General features: G+C 62.7%; 13 protein-coding genes. 6 read left to right on the plus strand and 7 right to left on the minus strand.

All coding sequences use genetic code 11. The features are described from left to right. Positions 1-18: 18 nt before the first annotated feature. On the minus strand, positions 19-1470 hold the full coding sequence (locus tag ACZYTC_RS07515; RefSeq protein ID WP_488989230.1) for a xylulokinase: 1452 nt from the start codon (positions 1468-1470) through the stop codon (positions 19-21). Between the two features lie 164 nt (positions 1471-1634). Next, the gene (locus tag ACZYTC_RS07520) at positions 1635-2753 is read right to left on the minus strand and encodes a lactonase family protein (protein WP_488989231.1); all 1119 of its coding nucleotides are present in this window, start codon (positions 2751-2753) and stop codon (positions 1635-1637) included. Between the two features lie 399 nt (positions 2754-3152). Here ACZYTC_RS07520 and ACZYTC_RS07525 point away from each other — a divergent pair, with 399 nt between their 5' ends. The 6 genes from ACZYTC_RS07525 (at position 3153) to ACZYTC_RS07550 (ending at position 9253) form a co-directional block, all read left to right on the plus strand. Next, positions 3153-3890 (plus strand): SDR family oxidoreductase, encoded by a 738-nt coding sequence (locus ACZYTC_RS07525; protein ID WP_441771887.1) that lies wholly within the window; start codon positions 3153-3155, stop codon positions 3888-3890. Between the two features lie 169 nt (positions 3891-4059). Further along, entirely contained in the window at positions 4060-5655 is a 1596-nt protein-coding gene (locus ACZYTC_RS07530) for a CYTH and CHAD domain-containing protein (RefSeq protein ID WP_434956676.1), read from the plus strand. Between the two features lie 123 nt (positions 5656-5778). Next, complete coding sequence (locus ACZYTC_RS07535; protein ID WP_488989232.1) at positions 5779-6639, plus strand: D-amino-acid transaminase; 861 nt, start codon at positions 5779-5781, stop codon at positions 6637-6639. A 229-nt stretch (positions 6640-6868) separates the two neighbouring features. Continuing rightward, positions 6869-7126, plus strand: coding sequence for an RNA chaperone Hfq (hfq, locus tag ACZYTC_RS07540; RefSeq protein ID WP_068290859.1), 258 nt, complete (start codon positions 6869-6871; stop codon positions 7124-7126). A 50-nt stretch (positions 7127-7176) separates the two neighbouring features. Beyond that, positions 7177-8538, plus strand: coding sequence for a GTPase HflX (gene hflX, locus ACZYTC_RS07545; RefSeq protein WP_441771886.1), 1362 nt, complete (start codon positions 7177-7179; stop codon positions 8536-8538). Beyond that, the gene (locus ACZYTC_RS07550) at positions 8531-9253 is read left to right on the plus strand and encodes a class I SAM-dependent methyltransferase (RefSeq protein ID WP_434956673.1); all 723 of its coding nucleotides are present in this window, start codon (positions 8531-8533) and stop codon (positions 9251-9253) included. The genes hflX and ACZYTC_RS07550 overlap by 8 nt, the downstream gene beginning before the upstream one ends. 13 nt (positions 9254-9266) lie before the next feature. On the opposite strand, the gene ACZYTC_RS07555 is transcribed toward ACZYTC_RS07550, so the two are convergent. The 5 genes from ACZYTC_RS07555 to glpK form a co-directional block, all read right to left on the minus strand. After that, a complete protein-coding gene (locus ACZYTC_RS07555) occupies positions 9267-9785 on the minus strand; it encodes a hypothetical protein (protein WP_488989233.1) in 519 nt (172 codons plus the stop codon). Positions 9786-9982: 197 nt separating this feature from the next. Continuing rightward, positions 9983-10231 (minus strand): YMGG-like glycine zipper-containing protein, encoded by a 249-nt coding sequence (locus tag ACZYTC_RS07560; protein WP_105862915.1) that lies wholly within the window; start codon positions 10229-10231, stop codon positions 9983-9985. A gap of 265 nt (positions 10232-10496) precedes the next feature. Then, on the minus strand, positions 10497-12443 hold the full coding sequence (locus ACZYTC_RS07565) for an SGNH/GDSL hydrolase family protein (protein WP_488989234.1): 1947 nt from the start codon (positions 12441-12443) through the stop codon (positions 10497-10499). A gap of 511 nt (positions 12444-12954) precedes the next feature. Beyond that, entirely contained in the window at positions 12955-13674 is a 720-nt protein-coding gene (locus ACZYTC_RS07570) for an MIP/aquaporin family protein (protein ID WP_488989235.1), read from the minus strand. A 60-nt stretch (positions 13675-13734) separates the two neighbouring features. After that, a complete protein-coding gene (gene glpK, locus ACZYTC_RS07575; protein ID WP_488989236.1) occupies positions 13735-15231 on the minus strand; it encodes a glycerol kinase GlpK in 1497 nt (498 codons plus the stop codon). Positions 15232-15272: the final 41 nt, after the last annotated feature.

A 15272-nucleotide genomic window follows, 5' to 3' on the forward strand; every position in this document is an offset into this window, starting at 1 on the left:
GGCGGGTTCTTTGCGTTGCTATGGCATAGTCCGCGGCAGTTCGCGCGCGAAATCCGACGCAGCGCGATAGCTGTGATAGCGCCGATCCGCCACCTCCGCCCGGGCTGGATTCGGCTCGACCGTGACGCTGCCCGCCAATTGCTGCACTGGCTCGAAACCGAGCCTGGGCGCAAGCATGCGATAAATGCCGAGCGCCGGCATCTCCTGGCTTGCGGCCGGAGCGATCACGGGCCGGTTCAGCGCTTCGGCCAGGAAGCGTTGCTGTAACGGGCTACGGGCGCCGCCGCCGATCACAGTCAGCGGCTGGCGTGGCAGGCCGGCGGCTTCCAGATTGTGGCGAATGGCAAAGGCGATACCCTCGAGCACGGCGCGGCACAGCGCGCCCGGCCCGTGACCGCGATCGAGGCCGAGGAAAGCGCCGCGAACCGCGCGATCCTCGAAGGGAGAACGTTCGCCGAAGAGATAGGGCAGGAACAGGGGATGAGGGCCATCGCCATCAGCAGTGGCGTGATCCAGCAGCATTTCTACCGGCAGGGACGTGATCTCGCTCAACCAGTCGAGCGCCGCTCCGGCGCAAAGGAACGGCGTAATGACGATCGCGCGGCTGCCCTTGACGGGATCGGCCAGGGTATAGCTGTCACGAGGGGGGCGGGCATCGGCAAGGTCCATGGTGCCGGCGACCCAGCCGGTGGTGCCGACATAGGCATAGGCAGTGTTGGGCGCATCTGCGAAGGCGCCCCAGGTTGCGGCCGCGCCATCGCCCGCTCCGTTGTGGACGGGGATGCCGCGTGGCAGTCCGAGAGCGGCGGCGGCTTCATCGGCAAGCGGGCCGGCGACGGCATCCGCGGCCAGGATTTGCGGCATTTGCCCAGGCCCGACGCCGGCAACCGCCAGCAAGGCTTCGTCCCAGGCGCCACTCACGATGTTGTAGAGCCCGGTCGTGGTCGCGGTGGTGGGATCGATCACGCTGCGCCCGGTGAGCCGCTTGATCACGGCATCTTTGGCCCCGAAGAGAAAACCGGCGACGGTGTCGAGCGGCAAGCCGGGAAGGAAGCGATCGAGCCGCATCAGCTTGAGGATGGGATGGGCGGGATCGAGATGATTGCCGGTGCGCTGGCCGTAATCGCCGGGAAGTCGACCACGCAGCTCCGCCACTTCGTCTTGCTCGAGGCGGCGGTCGGAATAGAGTATCGCCGGGCCGACGGGTTCGCCCTCGGCGGAGAGGGCGATGAGGTTCTGCATCGAACCCGCCAGACCGAGCGCGCAGACATCGGCGCGGAACGGCAATTCGCTCACCGCAGCCTGCGTTGCCGTCCACCATTGCCGTGCATCCTGCTCGACGGAACCATCGGTGCGGGTCTGCGTGGTCAGGGGGCGCGTTGCCGAGGCCACGGCCGCGCCGGCGCGGTCATACAACACCGCCTTGAGTGCGGTGGAGCCCACATCGAGAATGAGAAGCTTGTCACCCAAATCTTGCTTCCAGGGAGCTCCGAAGGCGGCGGCCGGCAGCGGCGCCCTTCGCAATGCCAGATCTTGAAGCAAAGTGCGATTTGGACAAATCGCACTTTGCTTCAACCTCTTGTTTCAACGCATTTTCTTAAGCGAAAAGGCCGCCGGCCTTTCTGGAAGAAGCCTTACGCTTCGTCGATCTGAAGGAAGGCCACGCAGGTCGGCGTACCGATCTGGATTTCCGTACCGGTCGGGGTCAGCTCGCCGCTCTCCTTGTTGATGGCAAAGACGGCGAGCTTGTCGCTGTTCTGGCTGGCGGCGACCAGGAAATTGCCCGAGGGATCGATGGCGAAATGGCGGGGAAACTGCCCGCCGCAGGGTACGCTGTGCTCCAGCACCATGCCGCCTTCACTGTCGAGGGCGATGACGCCGATGCTGTCATGGCCGCGATTGGCGACGTAGAGATAGGCACCGTCGGCCGAAATCGCGATCTCCGAGCAGAAGCTGCCCGACCCGGCCGATTCGGGCAGTGCGGAAATCGTGCTGACCGATGTGAGCTTGGCCTGGTCCGCCTCGAAAACGAAGGAGGTCACGGTGGAATCGAGTTCGTTGGCGACATAGAGCAGATTGCCGCGTGGGTGGAAGACGAAATGGCGAGGGCCTGCGCCGGCAGGAACAGAAGCGGCTCCGGCACGGGCGATCGCCCCGGTCTGGGCATCGAAGCGGTAAACGACCAGAAGGTCGAGCCCGAGGTCGGCAACCACGATGTGGCGGTTATCCGGCGTGACGCGTACGCAGTGGGGATGCGGGCGTTCCTGACGCTCCGGATCCGGTCCCGTGCCCGCATGGGTGGCATCGCTGACCGCGGCCTTCAGGCCGCCATCCTCGCGGATCGGCAATACTGCGATCGCCTTGTTGGGCAACTCGCCTTCCGGGGTCAGGCTGTAATTGGCGACGAGCAGGAAGTTGGCGTTGCGGTCATGGCTGTTGAAGGCCGCGATGCTGCCCAGGGTCGGCTGTTTGTTGATGTAGCTCAGCGTGCCGTCGGCAGGATCGACCGCATAGGCCGAGACCGTACCCTCGTTCCAGCCGAACACTTCGCTGTTGACGTGCAGGACTTTGCGTTTGGCGTCGACGCCGATCCAGGTGGGATTGTCGATACCCTCGATCAAACCGACCGGTGCGATGGCACCGGTTGCCTGGTCGAAGGAGAAGGTGGAAATGCCCTTGGCGTTGTTGGTTGGATAATACGGCGTGGGCCGCGTGGGGCCGCCGACATAAAGATAGGTGCGCTGTCCGGACATAATACCGCCTTGTCAGACTCAGAAACTCGATGCGGCGCCGACCATATGGGACAGGGATGGCCCGGGCAACCGGGCCAGGGGTAAGTTCGTGCCTTTCCGGGGCGGGACCCTGGTTGGCGGGCTGCCGCTCGCACTCTGCAACGATTGCTATTTGAATATATCATACAAATGCAGCTATCAATCGGGGGAGCGGGCGGGCACGCCTGAAATTGTCCTGCCCGCCGCACTACGCAGAATTTCCTGGTGAGGCTCGTGGATGGGCTTCGCCAGGAAACTCTGCAAATGTTTGATAACTTGCTGCTTCTTCCTGGTCGAGCCAAGGGCACGATCAAGAAGAAGCCACTTGCCAAGCCTTGAGCAAAGAGCCGGCTGAGCCGGAGATCGACGACGGAGAGTGAAATGTCCCAATCCTTGCAGGGCAAGACAGCCCTTGTCACCGCGGCAGCCCAAGGGATCGGCCGCGCTTCCGCGATCGCGTTGGCCCGCGCCGGCGCGCGCGTGGTCGCCACCGACATTGCCGAGGACAAGCTGGCAGATCTTGCCGGGGTTGAAGGCATCGTCATCGAACGGCTGGACGTGCTGTCGCCGGAGGCGATCGCCGCCTTCGCCGAACGTCATGGACCCCAGGCCGACATTCTCTTCAACTGCGCCGGCGTCGTCCATGCCGGCACGATTCTCGACTGTACGGAGAAGGACTGGAATTTCGCCTTCGATCTCAACGTCACCGCGATGTTCCGCATGATCCGGGCTTTCCTGCCGCATATGCTGGAGCGCGGCGACGGCAGCATCATCAACATGTCTTCGGTGGCGTCGTCGGTGAAGGGAATCCCCAACCGTTTTGCGTATCAGGCCTCGAAGTCGGCCGTGGTCGGCATCACCAAATCAGTTGCGGCCGATTATGTGAGCAAGGGCATACGCTGCAACGCCATCGCGCCCGGCACTGTCGAAAGTCCCTCCCTGCGCGAAAGACTGGAGGCGACCGGCGATTATGAGGCGGCACGCGCCGCTTTCGTCGCGCGCCAGCCGATCGGGCGAATTGGCCAGCCCGAGGAAATTGCCGACCTCGTCGTCTATCTCGCCGGCGCTACCTATACGACGGGACAGATCCATATCATCGACGGCGGCTGGACCGGCTGAAGGCGGTCGATCGAGATTTTCCGCAGCCATAGCTTTGTGTTGAAGGTAAAATTTAGCCCCGGCGCTCGGTAGTATGTGACATTCTGATCTGCCATAGGTCCGTTCCGTCATGAAATTGTCATCGAGCGGCCTGGTCGGCCCAAGAGGTGGCGTCGCTCGGAGTAAAGACGTGGAAACAGGCAGTAGACCCGCACCGGCAATGCCAGCACCGACATTGCCGGTCCCGGCTGCCAATCGGGAAATCGAGCTCAAGCTGCTGGCCCCCGCCGGCAGCTTCGATTCTCTGGCTGCAGTTCCGGTCATTGCCCAGCATGCGCGCAATCGCGGCGTCTTTCGCAATTTCGAGAACGCCTATTACGACACGCCCGATCGCCAGCTCTACCGCAACAAGATCGCCCTCAGGGTGCGCAAGAGCGGCAAGACCTTCATTCAGACCCTGAAACGCCCGACCAGCGGCACCAATCCCCTGGCTCGCCATGAATGGGAAGTGCCCGTGCCGAGCCTGGAGCCGGATCTGGCGCTGCTGCCGCCCGAGGCGCTGGAAATCGGTATGGACGGCGTCGGCAACGGCGTGCTCGAGGCGGTCTTCGTCACCAAGTTTCGCAGGCGCATCCAGGCACTCGACCTGCCGGCCGCCAATCTGGAGCTCGCCTTCGACCAGGGGGAGATACGGGTCGGAGAGCGCCGCGAGGCCATCTGCGAGCTCGAGCTCGAGCTCAAGGGCGGCGACGCCGGCGCCCTTTACGATGTTGCCCTGGCCCTGCTCGATGCCGCCCCTCTTCGCGTCGGCACGCTGGCGAAAGCCGATCGCGGCTACAGGCTCGCCTATGATCCGCCCGCCGAGGGCGTGCGGGCCAGCAAGGGCAGCATCGGTGCCGGCGACAATGTCGACGAGATCGTCGCCAAGCTGCTCGGCGACTGCCACCGCCATATGGCGGCCAATCAGGCCGTGGTGGAGGAGGGCAGGACGCCCGAGGGCGTGCACCAGATGCGAGTGGCGCTGCGACGCATGCGCACCGCGATTTCGATCCTCCAGCGCCAGATCGGCTCACCGACCCTCGCGCTGCTGGCGGTCGAGGCCAAATGGCTGGCATCCACGCTGGGCCCCGTGCGCAATTGGGATGTGCTGGTGGTGGATACGATTCCCGGCATCGAAGCCCATTGCCCTGACGAGAAGGCCTTTGCCGCGATGCGGGCTCATGTCGAGCCGCGACGGCTGCATGGCTATCAGCATTTGCGCGAGCTGTTCGCCGGCGCCCGCTATAATCGTTTCCTGCTGACGCTCGGCCGCACCGTCGAAAGGCGTGCCTGGCGCAACGACATCGCCAGCGGCTCGCTCGGCATCCTGGCGGAGACGGCCGACCTGTTCGCCCGCCAGGCGCTCGAACGGCTGCATCGCCGTGCCCTGAAAGGGGGAAAGCATTTCAGGCGGCTGGAGCCTGTGGCCCAGCACGAATTGCGGCTCGTGCTGAAGAAGCTGCGTTATGGTGCCGAATTCTTCCGCAGCGTCTATGATACCAAGGAAGAGGCGCAGCGTTATCTCGCCCGGCTCGCGGACCTCCAGGAAGGGCTTGGCCTCGCCAATGACGCGGCGACGACGGGTGGTCTGCTGACGGTGCTCACTGACGAATCGCCGGATGCCGCCCTGCATCGTGGTGCTGGCTTGATCAGTGGCTGGCAGGCCCGCGACAAGGAAGTCGCCGCCGGCTCGTTGCACAAGCTGTGGAAGCGTTTTGCCCAGGGCTCGCCTTTCTGGCTGCCATGACGGCCGATCGCAGGTTGTCACTGACCTGAATCTGCGGCACACCGTGAGGGTTGCCAAATCTTGGCCGAGTCTGGGCGGTGAGCTTTGCTGTCTGGTGCCGGCCGAAGCTTGCCCGAGGCCGTGATGAGCCGTATTGCCTATGTGAACGGGGTCTATGTGCCGCTGCGTGATGCCTGCGTGCATGTCGAGGACCGCGGTTTCCAGTTTGCCGACGGGGTTTATGAGGTCTGCGAGGTTTTCGGCGGTCGGCTCATCGACGAAACCCGTCATCTGGACCGGCTCAAGCGCTCGCTTTCGGAACTGGGCATCGCCATGCCGGCCGGGGAGGGGGCTCTCAGGGTGATCGTGCGTGAGACCGTCCGGCGCAACCGCGTCCGCGACGGCCTGGTTTATCTTCAGGTGACGCGCGGAGCGGCCCGGCGCGATTTCGTGTTTCCGGCGGCAGATACGCCGCCTACCTTGGTGGTGACCGCCCGCTCCGTCGATCGCAGCAAGGCGGAGGCCGGCGCTGCGAGCGGTATTTCGGTGATTAGCCTGCCGGATAATCGCTGGGAGCGGGTCGATATCAAATCCACGGGGCTTTTGCCCAATGCACTGGCGCGGCAACGGGCCAAGGAGCGCGGCGCCAAGGAGGCCTGGTTCGTCGACAAGGACGGCTACGTCACCGAAGGGGCGGCCAGCAATGCCTGGATCATCACCCGGGAAAATACCCTGCTGACGCGCCCGGCCGAGAGCGGCATTCTGCGCGGTGTCACCCGCACCACACTGCTGGACCTTGCCCGGCGTGACAATCTGCTGGTCGGCGAACGGCCTTTCACACTGGCTGAGGCCAAGGCGGCCAAAGAGGCCTTCGTGACGGCGGCGACGGCGCTGATCATGCCGGTGGTGCGCATCGACGATACGACCATCGGTGATGGCAAGCCGGGGGCCATCACGGTGCGGTTACGGGCACGCTTTCACGAGGTGGCCGAGCGTTCACTTTAGTGGCGGGCATACCATTGCTGCTTGACAGATGACGGCTTGACCTCCATCTGCGATCATTCCGACAGATTGGGCGGAATGACGCGTTGGGATTGCAAACTTTTGCTTGCGCGACGCAGCATCCCCGTCGACTATGTAGGATGATTGCATGAAAGGCAGGCGCGTCAGCGTTGGCTGATTTTGCTTGTGAATGTCCGCGGACCAACCGCGGTCAAGGAGTTTCGGGGGTATTATGGCGGCGGAGCGCACCCAAAATCTACAGGACACGTTTCTCAACAATGTCCGCAAGAACAAGATCCCGCTCACGATCTTCCTGGTGAATGGTGTGAAGTTGCAAGGCGTTGTGACCTGGTTTGACAATTTTTGCGTGCTTTTGCGCCGCGACGGTCATTCCCAGTTGGTCTACAAGCACGCGATTTCGACGATCATGCCGGGCCACCCCGTCCAGCTCTTCGAAGGCGGTGAGATCGAAGGCGCGGACAAGCTTTGATTCTTGCCGTACCGGCGGTGGTGGGGGCAACCCCGCCCGAAAGTTGACGTTTGACAGCAAATACTCTCAAGGATCCGGCGCACCGCATCGATGCGCATGAGCTGGAAGTTGCTTCCGGCACAAGAACCTACGTCGTCGCTCCGGTGCTTTCGCGCCGGAGCGAAAGCGATTTGGTTCGATCACCCGAAGCCAAGCTCGAGGAGGCCGTCGGCCTCGCCGGTGCCATCGATCTCAACGTGGTCGGCGCCGTCGTGGTCACGCTCGGGGAAATCCGCCCCTCGACCTATATCGGCAAGGGCAAGGTCGAGGAGATCAAGGCGGTCGTCGAGGCCGAGGAGATCACCCTCGTGCTGATGGATTGCGCCCTGTCGCCCGTGCAGCAGCGCAATCTCGAGAAAGCCTGGGGCGCCAAGGTGATCGATCGCACCGGCTTGATTCTGGAAATCTTCGGCCGGCGTGCGCGCACCAAGGAAGGCACGCTGCAGGTCGAGCTCGCCCATCTCAACTATCAGAAGGGACGCCTCGTCCGGTCCTGGACCCATCTCGAACGCCAGCGCGGCGGCGGCGGCTTCCTCGGCGGTCCCGGCGAAACCCAGATCGAGTCGGACCGGCGCCTTCTGCAGGATCGCATCGTCAAGCTGGAGCGTGAACTGGAGCAGGTGAAACGCACCCGTTCCTTGCACCGCGCCAGCCGGCGCAAGGTGCCTTATCCGATCGTGGCGCTGGTCGGCTATACCAATGCCGGCAAGTCGACACTATTCAATCGCCTGACCCGAGCCGAGGTACTGGCGGAAGACATGTTGTTCGCCACGCTGGATCCGACGCTGCGCGCGCTCAAGCTGCCGCACGGCACCAAGGCAATCCTGTCGGATACGGTGGGGTTCATTTCCGAATTGCCGACCATGCTGGTCGCGGCCTTCCGTGCCACGCTGGAAGAGGTGCTGGAAGCGAATGTCATCCTGCATGTGCGCGATATCTCTCATGGTGATACCGAAGCCCAGGCTGGCGATGTGCGCTCCATCCTGGCCAGCCTCGGTATCGAGGAGGGCGCCGGGCAGTCGGTGATCGAGGTCTGGAACAAGGTCGATCTCATCGAAGAGCCGGCGCGCGAAGCGTTGTTGACGGCTTCACGGCGTGATGGCGAAAATCGACCGATCGTCGTCTCGGCCGTGACCGGGGAAGGACTGCCGGTGCTGCTTGATCGGGTCGAGGCGGTGGTTGCTGCCGGGCGCCTGACGCTTGCCATCGACATCCCGCCGGCGGACGGTGCAGGCCTTGCCTGGCTCCATGCCAATACCGACGTGCTGGCTCGCGAGACCGATGAGGATGGCGTCACCCATGTTTCCGTCCGCGTGGCTCCGGAAAGAGCCGAACAGGTCAGGCGGCGGTTCGGGATCGTGGCTGTTGAATGAGCTGAGCGCGCATTACACGGACCCACGTCTTGCGGCTCTCTACGACGTGCAGAACCCCTGGGGGGCGGACAGCGAGTTCTACCTCGCCTTGGCGGGGAGGCAGGCCCAGGCCATCCTCGACATCGGATGCGGGACGGGGATGATGGCAGCAGCCTTTGCCAGGCAGGGGCATGACGTCACGGCCGTCGATCCTGCCGCAGCCATGCTGGACATCGCTCGCTTGCGTCCGCATGGGCATCTGGTGCGCTGGGTTCACGGATTGGTCAGCGACGTCCAGGGGCCTTTCGATCTCGCGGTGATGACTGGGCATGCTTTCCAGGTTTTGCTCGACGACGAGACGTCGCTGGCCTTCTTCCAGGCCGTGAAGCAAAGACTCGTGCCAGGAGGGCGTTTCGCTTTCGAGACGCGCAATCCGGACGCGCAGATCTGGAAACAATGGGCCGGCCAATCGATGTCGGGCCCCTCGACAGGTGCCGGCACGGCTCATGTCAATGTCGAGAAGAGGGGCGAACTGGTATCGTTCCGCTCCATCTATCGTTTTGAAGATGGAACGGAAGTCTGCAGCCACAGCACATTGCGCTTCGCGTCACAGGCCGCGATATCGGCGCTCGCCGCGAAAGCCGGGTTTTCGCGGCAGACATGGTACGGGGATTGGGATTATCAGCCAGTCAGGCCGGATAGCCGAGAGCTGATCCTGGTTGCCGGTTTCGACTAGGCCGAACCTGCCTTCAACACGGGCCGGGCCGAAGTGTCTGCGGGCCGGTGATGGTGCAATGGCAGTCCGAGCCATCCCAATGCACACTGTGCGACACCCATGACGGTCGCCGGCCGCAGGCATCGACCGGGGGCGAGCAGGTCGGGCAAACGAAGGCCCCCGCATTGTTCATGGTGATTTCGCCCGCTCCGTCCGCGGGCGTGATCGCTACGCCAAAATCCCCGGTGCGATAGAGAAAAACCCTCATCCGCCCGCGGCCATGCAATCCCCGCCAGCTATAGATCGCTCTGGGCGTTTCCAGATCGGCATCGACGGAAAGAAGCTTGCCGCCGGCGCCGGCCGCCTTCTGCAGGCCTGCGAAGTCGTGAATGTCTCGCAGCACGGCGGCCCAGGCGCTCGTGATGGCCACGCTCGCATCGGGCTGCCCGGGATCGCGAGGTGGCCACGGCGTCTGTTCCGACGAGAATGCCGGCAGCGCCGTGCCGATCGTCAGAATGACGGTCCCCGCCAGGCCCATGACCGGTCTCGACATCGAGGCCACTCCGCACATGCCGTAAAACGACAGCCGGACTATGGCGCTCGGTGGGCGCGAACGTCAATTGGAGGGGCGGAACTGGTACCAGTCCGCGTTGCCTCTGGCTGTCCGGCTGGCGCCACGGACTCTGCTTCCCAGAGCAAAGCGCGCCGTCAAATCGCAAAACGCTCCAGGGCGAGCTTTGAGCGCTGGCTTCAGAACCAACTGGTCCTCGCCGGCTCGGGCGTCGTGACGAGACCGACGACGGCGCCTGTGGTTGCCCCGATGGCGCCGCCGACCAACGCACCGGTGGTCGGCTGACGAGCGACCAGGCTGCCGACGATGGCCCCGCTGGTGCCACCGATCAGGGCCCCATTGAAGGCCCGCCCAGCCGGGCTGGAACTGCAGGAAGCCGTGCTGACGGCAAGACCGGTGATCAGGATCAAACCCGGAAGTCTCTTCATCCTTGAGCATCCTTACGCTACGCTACGATGAATAGCTCATTTACTGAATATTAACTGTTGATCTCGAATCGGACAGAACCAAGGCTCCGTCAGACAAGATTCAGCCCAATGTGTTAATGGTCGTGGTCCGGATGGTTAGATCGATCGGGTTTATTGGCAAATATACCCCGGGCACGGCGTCGAATAGCTTCAATTTGCTGTTTGGTTGCGGTGAAGAGGGAGTTCAGACATTCGCTGAAGATGGTTAATTATCGCGGGCGCTCAGTCACTGCGGCGCCGTAGCAGGAAGATGCAAGTCCAACTTGTCGCGCAATGCTTTCATTAGCCCATCGCCGATGGCTGCCTGACCAAGCGCATTGGGATGGAAAGCACCCGATAGTGTAGCGGCGAGGAGAGGTTGGGCGATGCCGACCGTGTCGGGGTCACCGCCACTGCCTGCTTTCGTCCGCATGTAATGCCCCGTCAGGAAAGCATCGTTCGGTGTCACGAACCAACGTTGGCGCGGCCGATAGGCGCGCCACGTCCAGGGAGCGTAGGGCGACCAAGCGTGCCGCACCAAATCATAGTCGGGAAAGACCATGTTGTCGCCTGGCCGTCCGTCACCGTCGCAGAGCGAATGTCCAGCGAAACCTTCGGCGAAGTCATGCACCACAGTCACGGGGGGAGTGCCCGCGATAGCGGGGGTTGATTTCTCGATCCGCTGGTTGAAATCCGAGACGAACGAAACGGCGCGTTCTCCTGTGCGTGAACGGGTGCCGAGAATGGCATGGACATCCATGCCGGCATTGCTCTTTGCACAGGAGCCGGCGGCGGTTTTCATGAGCTGTGGATAGCCTGTCTGAATTATCTGGCCGGGTTTCAAACCGCTCGTTTGCAAGGTTTTTCGAAAGAGGCGGTAGAGGCGGGGCAGGTTGCCCTGTCTGGCGATAGCCGTCTCGAAGGAAATCGGTCCCACGGCTTTGAGCCAAAGATCGTACCGGGCCTTTCGAAAGATGTAATACCAGGGAACTCCCGAGGAATTGATGGCTTCGCGGGCGATTACGCTGGCAAACCCGACATCGTTGCCGCCTACACTCACTAGCAGGACATTGATGGGGTGGCGCAGGCGCTGGCATCGCCTGATTTCCGCCGCTGCGTTCGTTCTGTTCGGCCAGTCATAGGCGTTCGTTCTGTCGGCGCAAAGGTCGCGTAATGCTTTCACGATCTGGGATGAGTCATCCCTGCCGACGGCTGGATCGCTGCGGGCACCCCACTGGCCGACCAAACCTTCCTGCACGGCCGCGCCCGTACAAGCATAGCCAAGATAGGTCACGCTGACCTGGGGCTGTTCCAATGCGATCTGCAGCGCCGCGCGAAGCTGATGCGAGTAGAGCGAGCGATGACATTGTTCATTGAGCCATTTTGCCTTGACGCCGAGGCTGCCGCCGCGCCCGGGAACCGTGCCCTCACTCAGCGGATATAGACGATACCCTGAACGCTTGGGAGAGGAGCCGTTGTAGTTGTTGTGCTTGTCGACAAACTGTACCGGGCGATCTGGATTGCCTTCGCCTGCGGCAAATGAATCGCCCATGCCGACGATGACGGCGCGGTGCGCTTTCTGAGCGTCGGAGCGTGCGATCTCCTGGCCATTTGCCTTCACGGAAAGTGCGAAGTTTTGTTCGAATTCGATAGGGGGCAATTTCATCTTGCCCTCGCAAGCGCCGCTACCAATCGTATTGCCATTCACGAGCCATTCGCAGCTCTGCCCCTTGGGGGCCTCCTTCAACCAGGCGATGGCGGTCGTTTTACGCTGATCGATGAAGTTCTCGTCATTGTTCAGCATGCAACCGCGGTGGCCAGATTTTGCTTCGTCGAAGCAAGTGTGCTCGACAAGGCTGGAAGTCCAGCCGCTATGCTCGACTAGATCCTTGGGACCGAAGATATCCGGCAACTCTCGGCGGGCCGCCAAATCCTCCATCTGGCGCTCCAACGCTATGACGGGTTCATCACGGCGTTGGGCTTCGGGTAATTGCGCATAGATGTCCGCAAGAGTAGTGAAGAAGAACTCGTCCTTGAAGAATGGAAAACGGTTGACGATTTCCCACTCGATTGAGGCGGCGGCGACGGCGGAAGATGAGAGGGGGATTGCGCTGATGACCGGCAGGACGATCACGGCAAGCAAGCGTACAAGTGCAATCGGCGTTGGCCGGCTATGGGCAACCATGTTCGACATGAAGTCCCCCGACCTTCAAGAGCTGATACCAGCTTGCATAATGTTTGCCCTGTCATTCCCGGCCGAGCGCAGCGAGGGAAGGGAATCCAGGGGCCAAAGTCGAGCCTTGACGCCCCTGGATTCCCTTCCCACCGCCTTCGGCGGCGCCGTCGCCCCGACTTGCATCGCAAGTCGGGGCTGAGAATGACAGCCCGACAGTTTGCATACACAGGTCAAACATTATGCAAGCTGGTATGACCGGCGAATTTTCGCGAAGGCGCGTGACGCTGTCGTGATACGCAACGTCATCGATCTTGGCTCCAGCGGCTGTTGCGGACGATGATATTTTGGGAAGGCCGGCGGCACCGAGAGTTGTTTCGAGGATAGCCTCAACCGGCTATGCCCAGGGGGCCGCGAAATCGACGGATCTGCGGTGCCGCTACGGTGGCCGGCGCGGTCGCGGCAATAAAAATGGCCGGATGAACCGGCCATTTTCACGAGTAAGACGCTTGGCCTCTTGCAGGCGCGCCCGTTACATCATGCCGGTCGCCTTGGCGAGCATAAGGGCGACGATGCCGCCGATCACCGGGCCGACGACAGGCACCCAGGAATAGCCCCAGTCCGAACCGCCCTTGCCGGGGATCGGCAACACGGCGTGGGCGATGCGCGGACCGAGGTCGCGGGCCGGATTGATGGCATAGCCGGTGGGACCGCCAAGCGAGACGCCGATGCCCCAGACCACCATGCCGACGATGAAGGGGGCGAGATAACCCGGCGTTGCCACGGCCTTGGAGCCGATGGCCGCGACCACGAACAGCAGGGCGAAGCCGCCGATGATTTCCGTCACCAGATTGGCGCCATAGTTACGAATGGCGGGACCGGTGCAGAAAACGGCGAGCTTGAGACCCTGGTCTTCGGTTTCGCCCCAATGCAGCAGATGGGCGAGCCAGACCAGGATCGCACCGATGAAGGCGCCGATGAACTGGGCCGCGATGAACGGGACGACATTGTTCCAATCGCCGGTCGCAGTGGCGAAAGCGAGGGTCACCGCCGGATTGAGGTGGCCCGGGGCACCCGCCGCAACGGCGACGAGCACGCCGCAGAGCACGGCGAAGGCCCAGCCGGCGGTGATGACGATCCAGCCGGAGTTCTGGCCCTTGTTCTTGGCCAGCAGCACATTGGCGACCACGCCGTCACCGAACAGGACGAGCGTAGCGGTGCCCATGAGCTCGCCAATAAACCCAACTGCCATGGTATGTTTCCTCTTGTTATGGGGCGGCACCCCCCGGTGCGGCCCTTTTGCCGGTGTTGATCAGTCGACCCAGTCGAGCGAGCGGCTGACGGCCTTGTTCCAGGCGCTGAAGAGCTTGCTGCGCTGCTCTTCCTTCATCATTGGATGCCAGCGCTTGTCGACGCCCCAGTTTTCCGAGATGTCCTTGGTGGAGTTCCAATAGCCCGTCGCCAGGCCGGCCGCGTAGGCCGAACCCAATGCAGTCGTCTCGATGACCTTGGGACGCACCACCGGAACATTGAGGATGTCGGACTGGAACTGCATCAGGAGTTCATTGACGACCATGCCGCCATCGGTCCGCAGCTCCTTGATCTGAACGCCCGAATCCTTGGTCATGGCGTCGAGCACTTCGCGGGTCTGATAGGCGGTCGCCTCCAGTGCGGCGCGCGCGATATGGCCCCTATTGGCAAAGCGTGTCAGGCCGGCGATCACGCCGCGGGCGCTCTCCTTCCAGTGCGGCGCGTAGAGGCCGGAGAAGGCCGGCACGAAATAGACGTCGCCATTGTCCTTCACGGTATTGGCGAGAGACTCGATCTCTGGTGCGGTTTTCACCAGGTTGAGGTTGTCGCGCAGCCACTGCACCAGAGCGCCGGCGATGGCGATCGAGCCTTCCAGGGCATAGACGGGCTTGTTGTCGCCGAGCTTGTAGCCAAGCGTGGTCAGCAGGCCGGCCGTCGAGTGGAAGGGCTTGTCGCCGGTGTTCATCAGCATGAAGCAGCCGGTGCCATAGGTGTTCTTCGCCTCGCCCGGCTGCAGGCAGGCCTGGCCGAACAGGGCGGCTTGCTGGTCACCGAGGATGCCTGCCACCGGGATGTCGGCCAGCACGCCGGTGCATTTGCCGTAGACTTCGCTGGAGGAGCGGATCTGCGGCAGGCAGGCCCGCGGGATGTCGAACAGGTTGAGAATATCGGCATCCCAGTCCAGCGTCTCCAGGTTCATCATCTGGGTACGCGAGGCATTGGTGACGTCGGTCAGGTGCAAGCCACCCTTGGTGCCGCCGGTGAGGTTCCACACCAGCCAGGTGTCGAGGTTGCCGAAGAGGAGGTCGCCCGCTTCTGCCGCCTTCTGGGCGCCGGGCACGTTGTCCAGCAGCCAGCGCAGCTTCAGGCCTGAGAAATAGGTTGCCAGCGGCAGGCCGGTCTTGGCGCGCAGGCGATCCTGGCCGCCATCCTTGGCGAATTTGCCCACGAGCTTATCGGTGCGGGTGTCCATCCAGACAAGGGCGTTGTGCACCGCCGCGCCGGTCTTGCGATTCCACAGGACCGCCGTCTCGCGCTGGTTGGTGATACCTACCGATGTGAGGTTGGCCGTGGTCAGTCCCTTCTTTTTCAGGGCTCCGGCAATCACGCTCTGGGTGTTGCGCCAGATCTCTGCCGGATCATGCTCGACCCAGCCGGGCTTGGGATAGATCTGCTCATGTTCCTTCTGGTCGACGGAGATGATCTCGCCGCGACGGTCGAAGATGATGAAGCGAGTACTGGTCGTGCCTTGATCGATGGACCCGACATATTTGGTCATGCTTTCCTCCTCGATATGTTCTTGCAGTCCGGTTTGGTCTC

Source organism: Labrys sp. F242 (genome assembly GCF_057813875.1).

Bases quoted from the DNA above. Each gene is read 5' to 3' on its own strand.
- ACZYTC_RS07520 (WP_488989231.1), bottom strand. From the start codon at position 2,753: ATGTCCGGACAGCGCACCTATCTTTATGTCGGCGGCCCCACGCGGCCC.
- ACZYTC_RS07525 (WP_441771887.1), top strand. From the start codon at position 3,153: ATGTCCCAATCCTTGCAGGGCAAGACAGCCCTTGTCACCGCGGCAGCC.
- ACZYTC_RS07535 (WP_488989232.1), top strand. From the start codon at position 5,779: ATGAGCCGTATTGCCTATGTGAACGGGGTCTATGTGCCGCTGCGTGAT.
- hfq (WP_068290859.1), top strand. From the start codon at position 6,869: ATGGCGGCGGAGCGCACCCAAAATCTACAGGACACGTTTCTCAACAAT.
- ACZYTC_RS07555 (WP_488989233.1), bottom strand. From the start codon at position 9,785: ATGTCGAGACCGGTCATGGGCCTGGCGGGGACCGTCATTCTGACGATC.
- ACZYTC_RS07560 (WP_105862915.1), bottom strand. From the start codon at position 10,231: ATGAAGAGACTTCCGGGTTTGATCCTGATCACCGGTCTTGCCGTCAGC.
- ACZYTC_RS07565 (WP_488989234.1), bottom strand. From the start codon at position 12,443: ATGTCGAACATGGTTGCCCATAGCCGGCCAACGCCGATTGCACTTGTA.
- ACZYTC_RS07570 (WP_488989235.1), bottom strand. From the start codon at position 13,674: ATGGCAGTTGGGTTTATTGGCGAGCTCATGGGCACCGCTACGCTCGTC.
- glpK (WP_488989236.1), bottom strand. From the start codon at position 15,231: ATGACCAAATATGTCGGGTCCATCGATCAAGGCACGACCAGTACTCGC.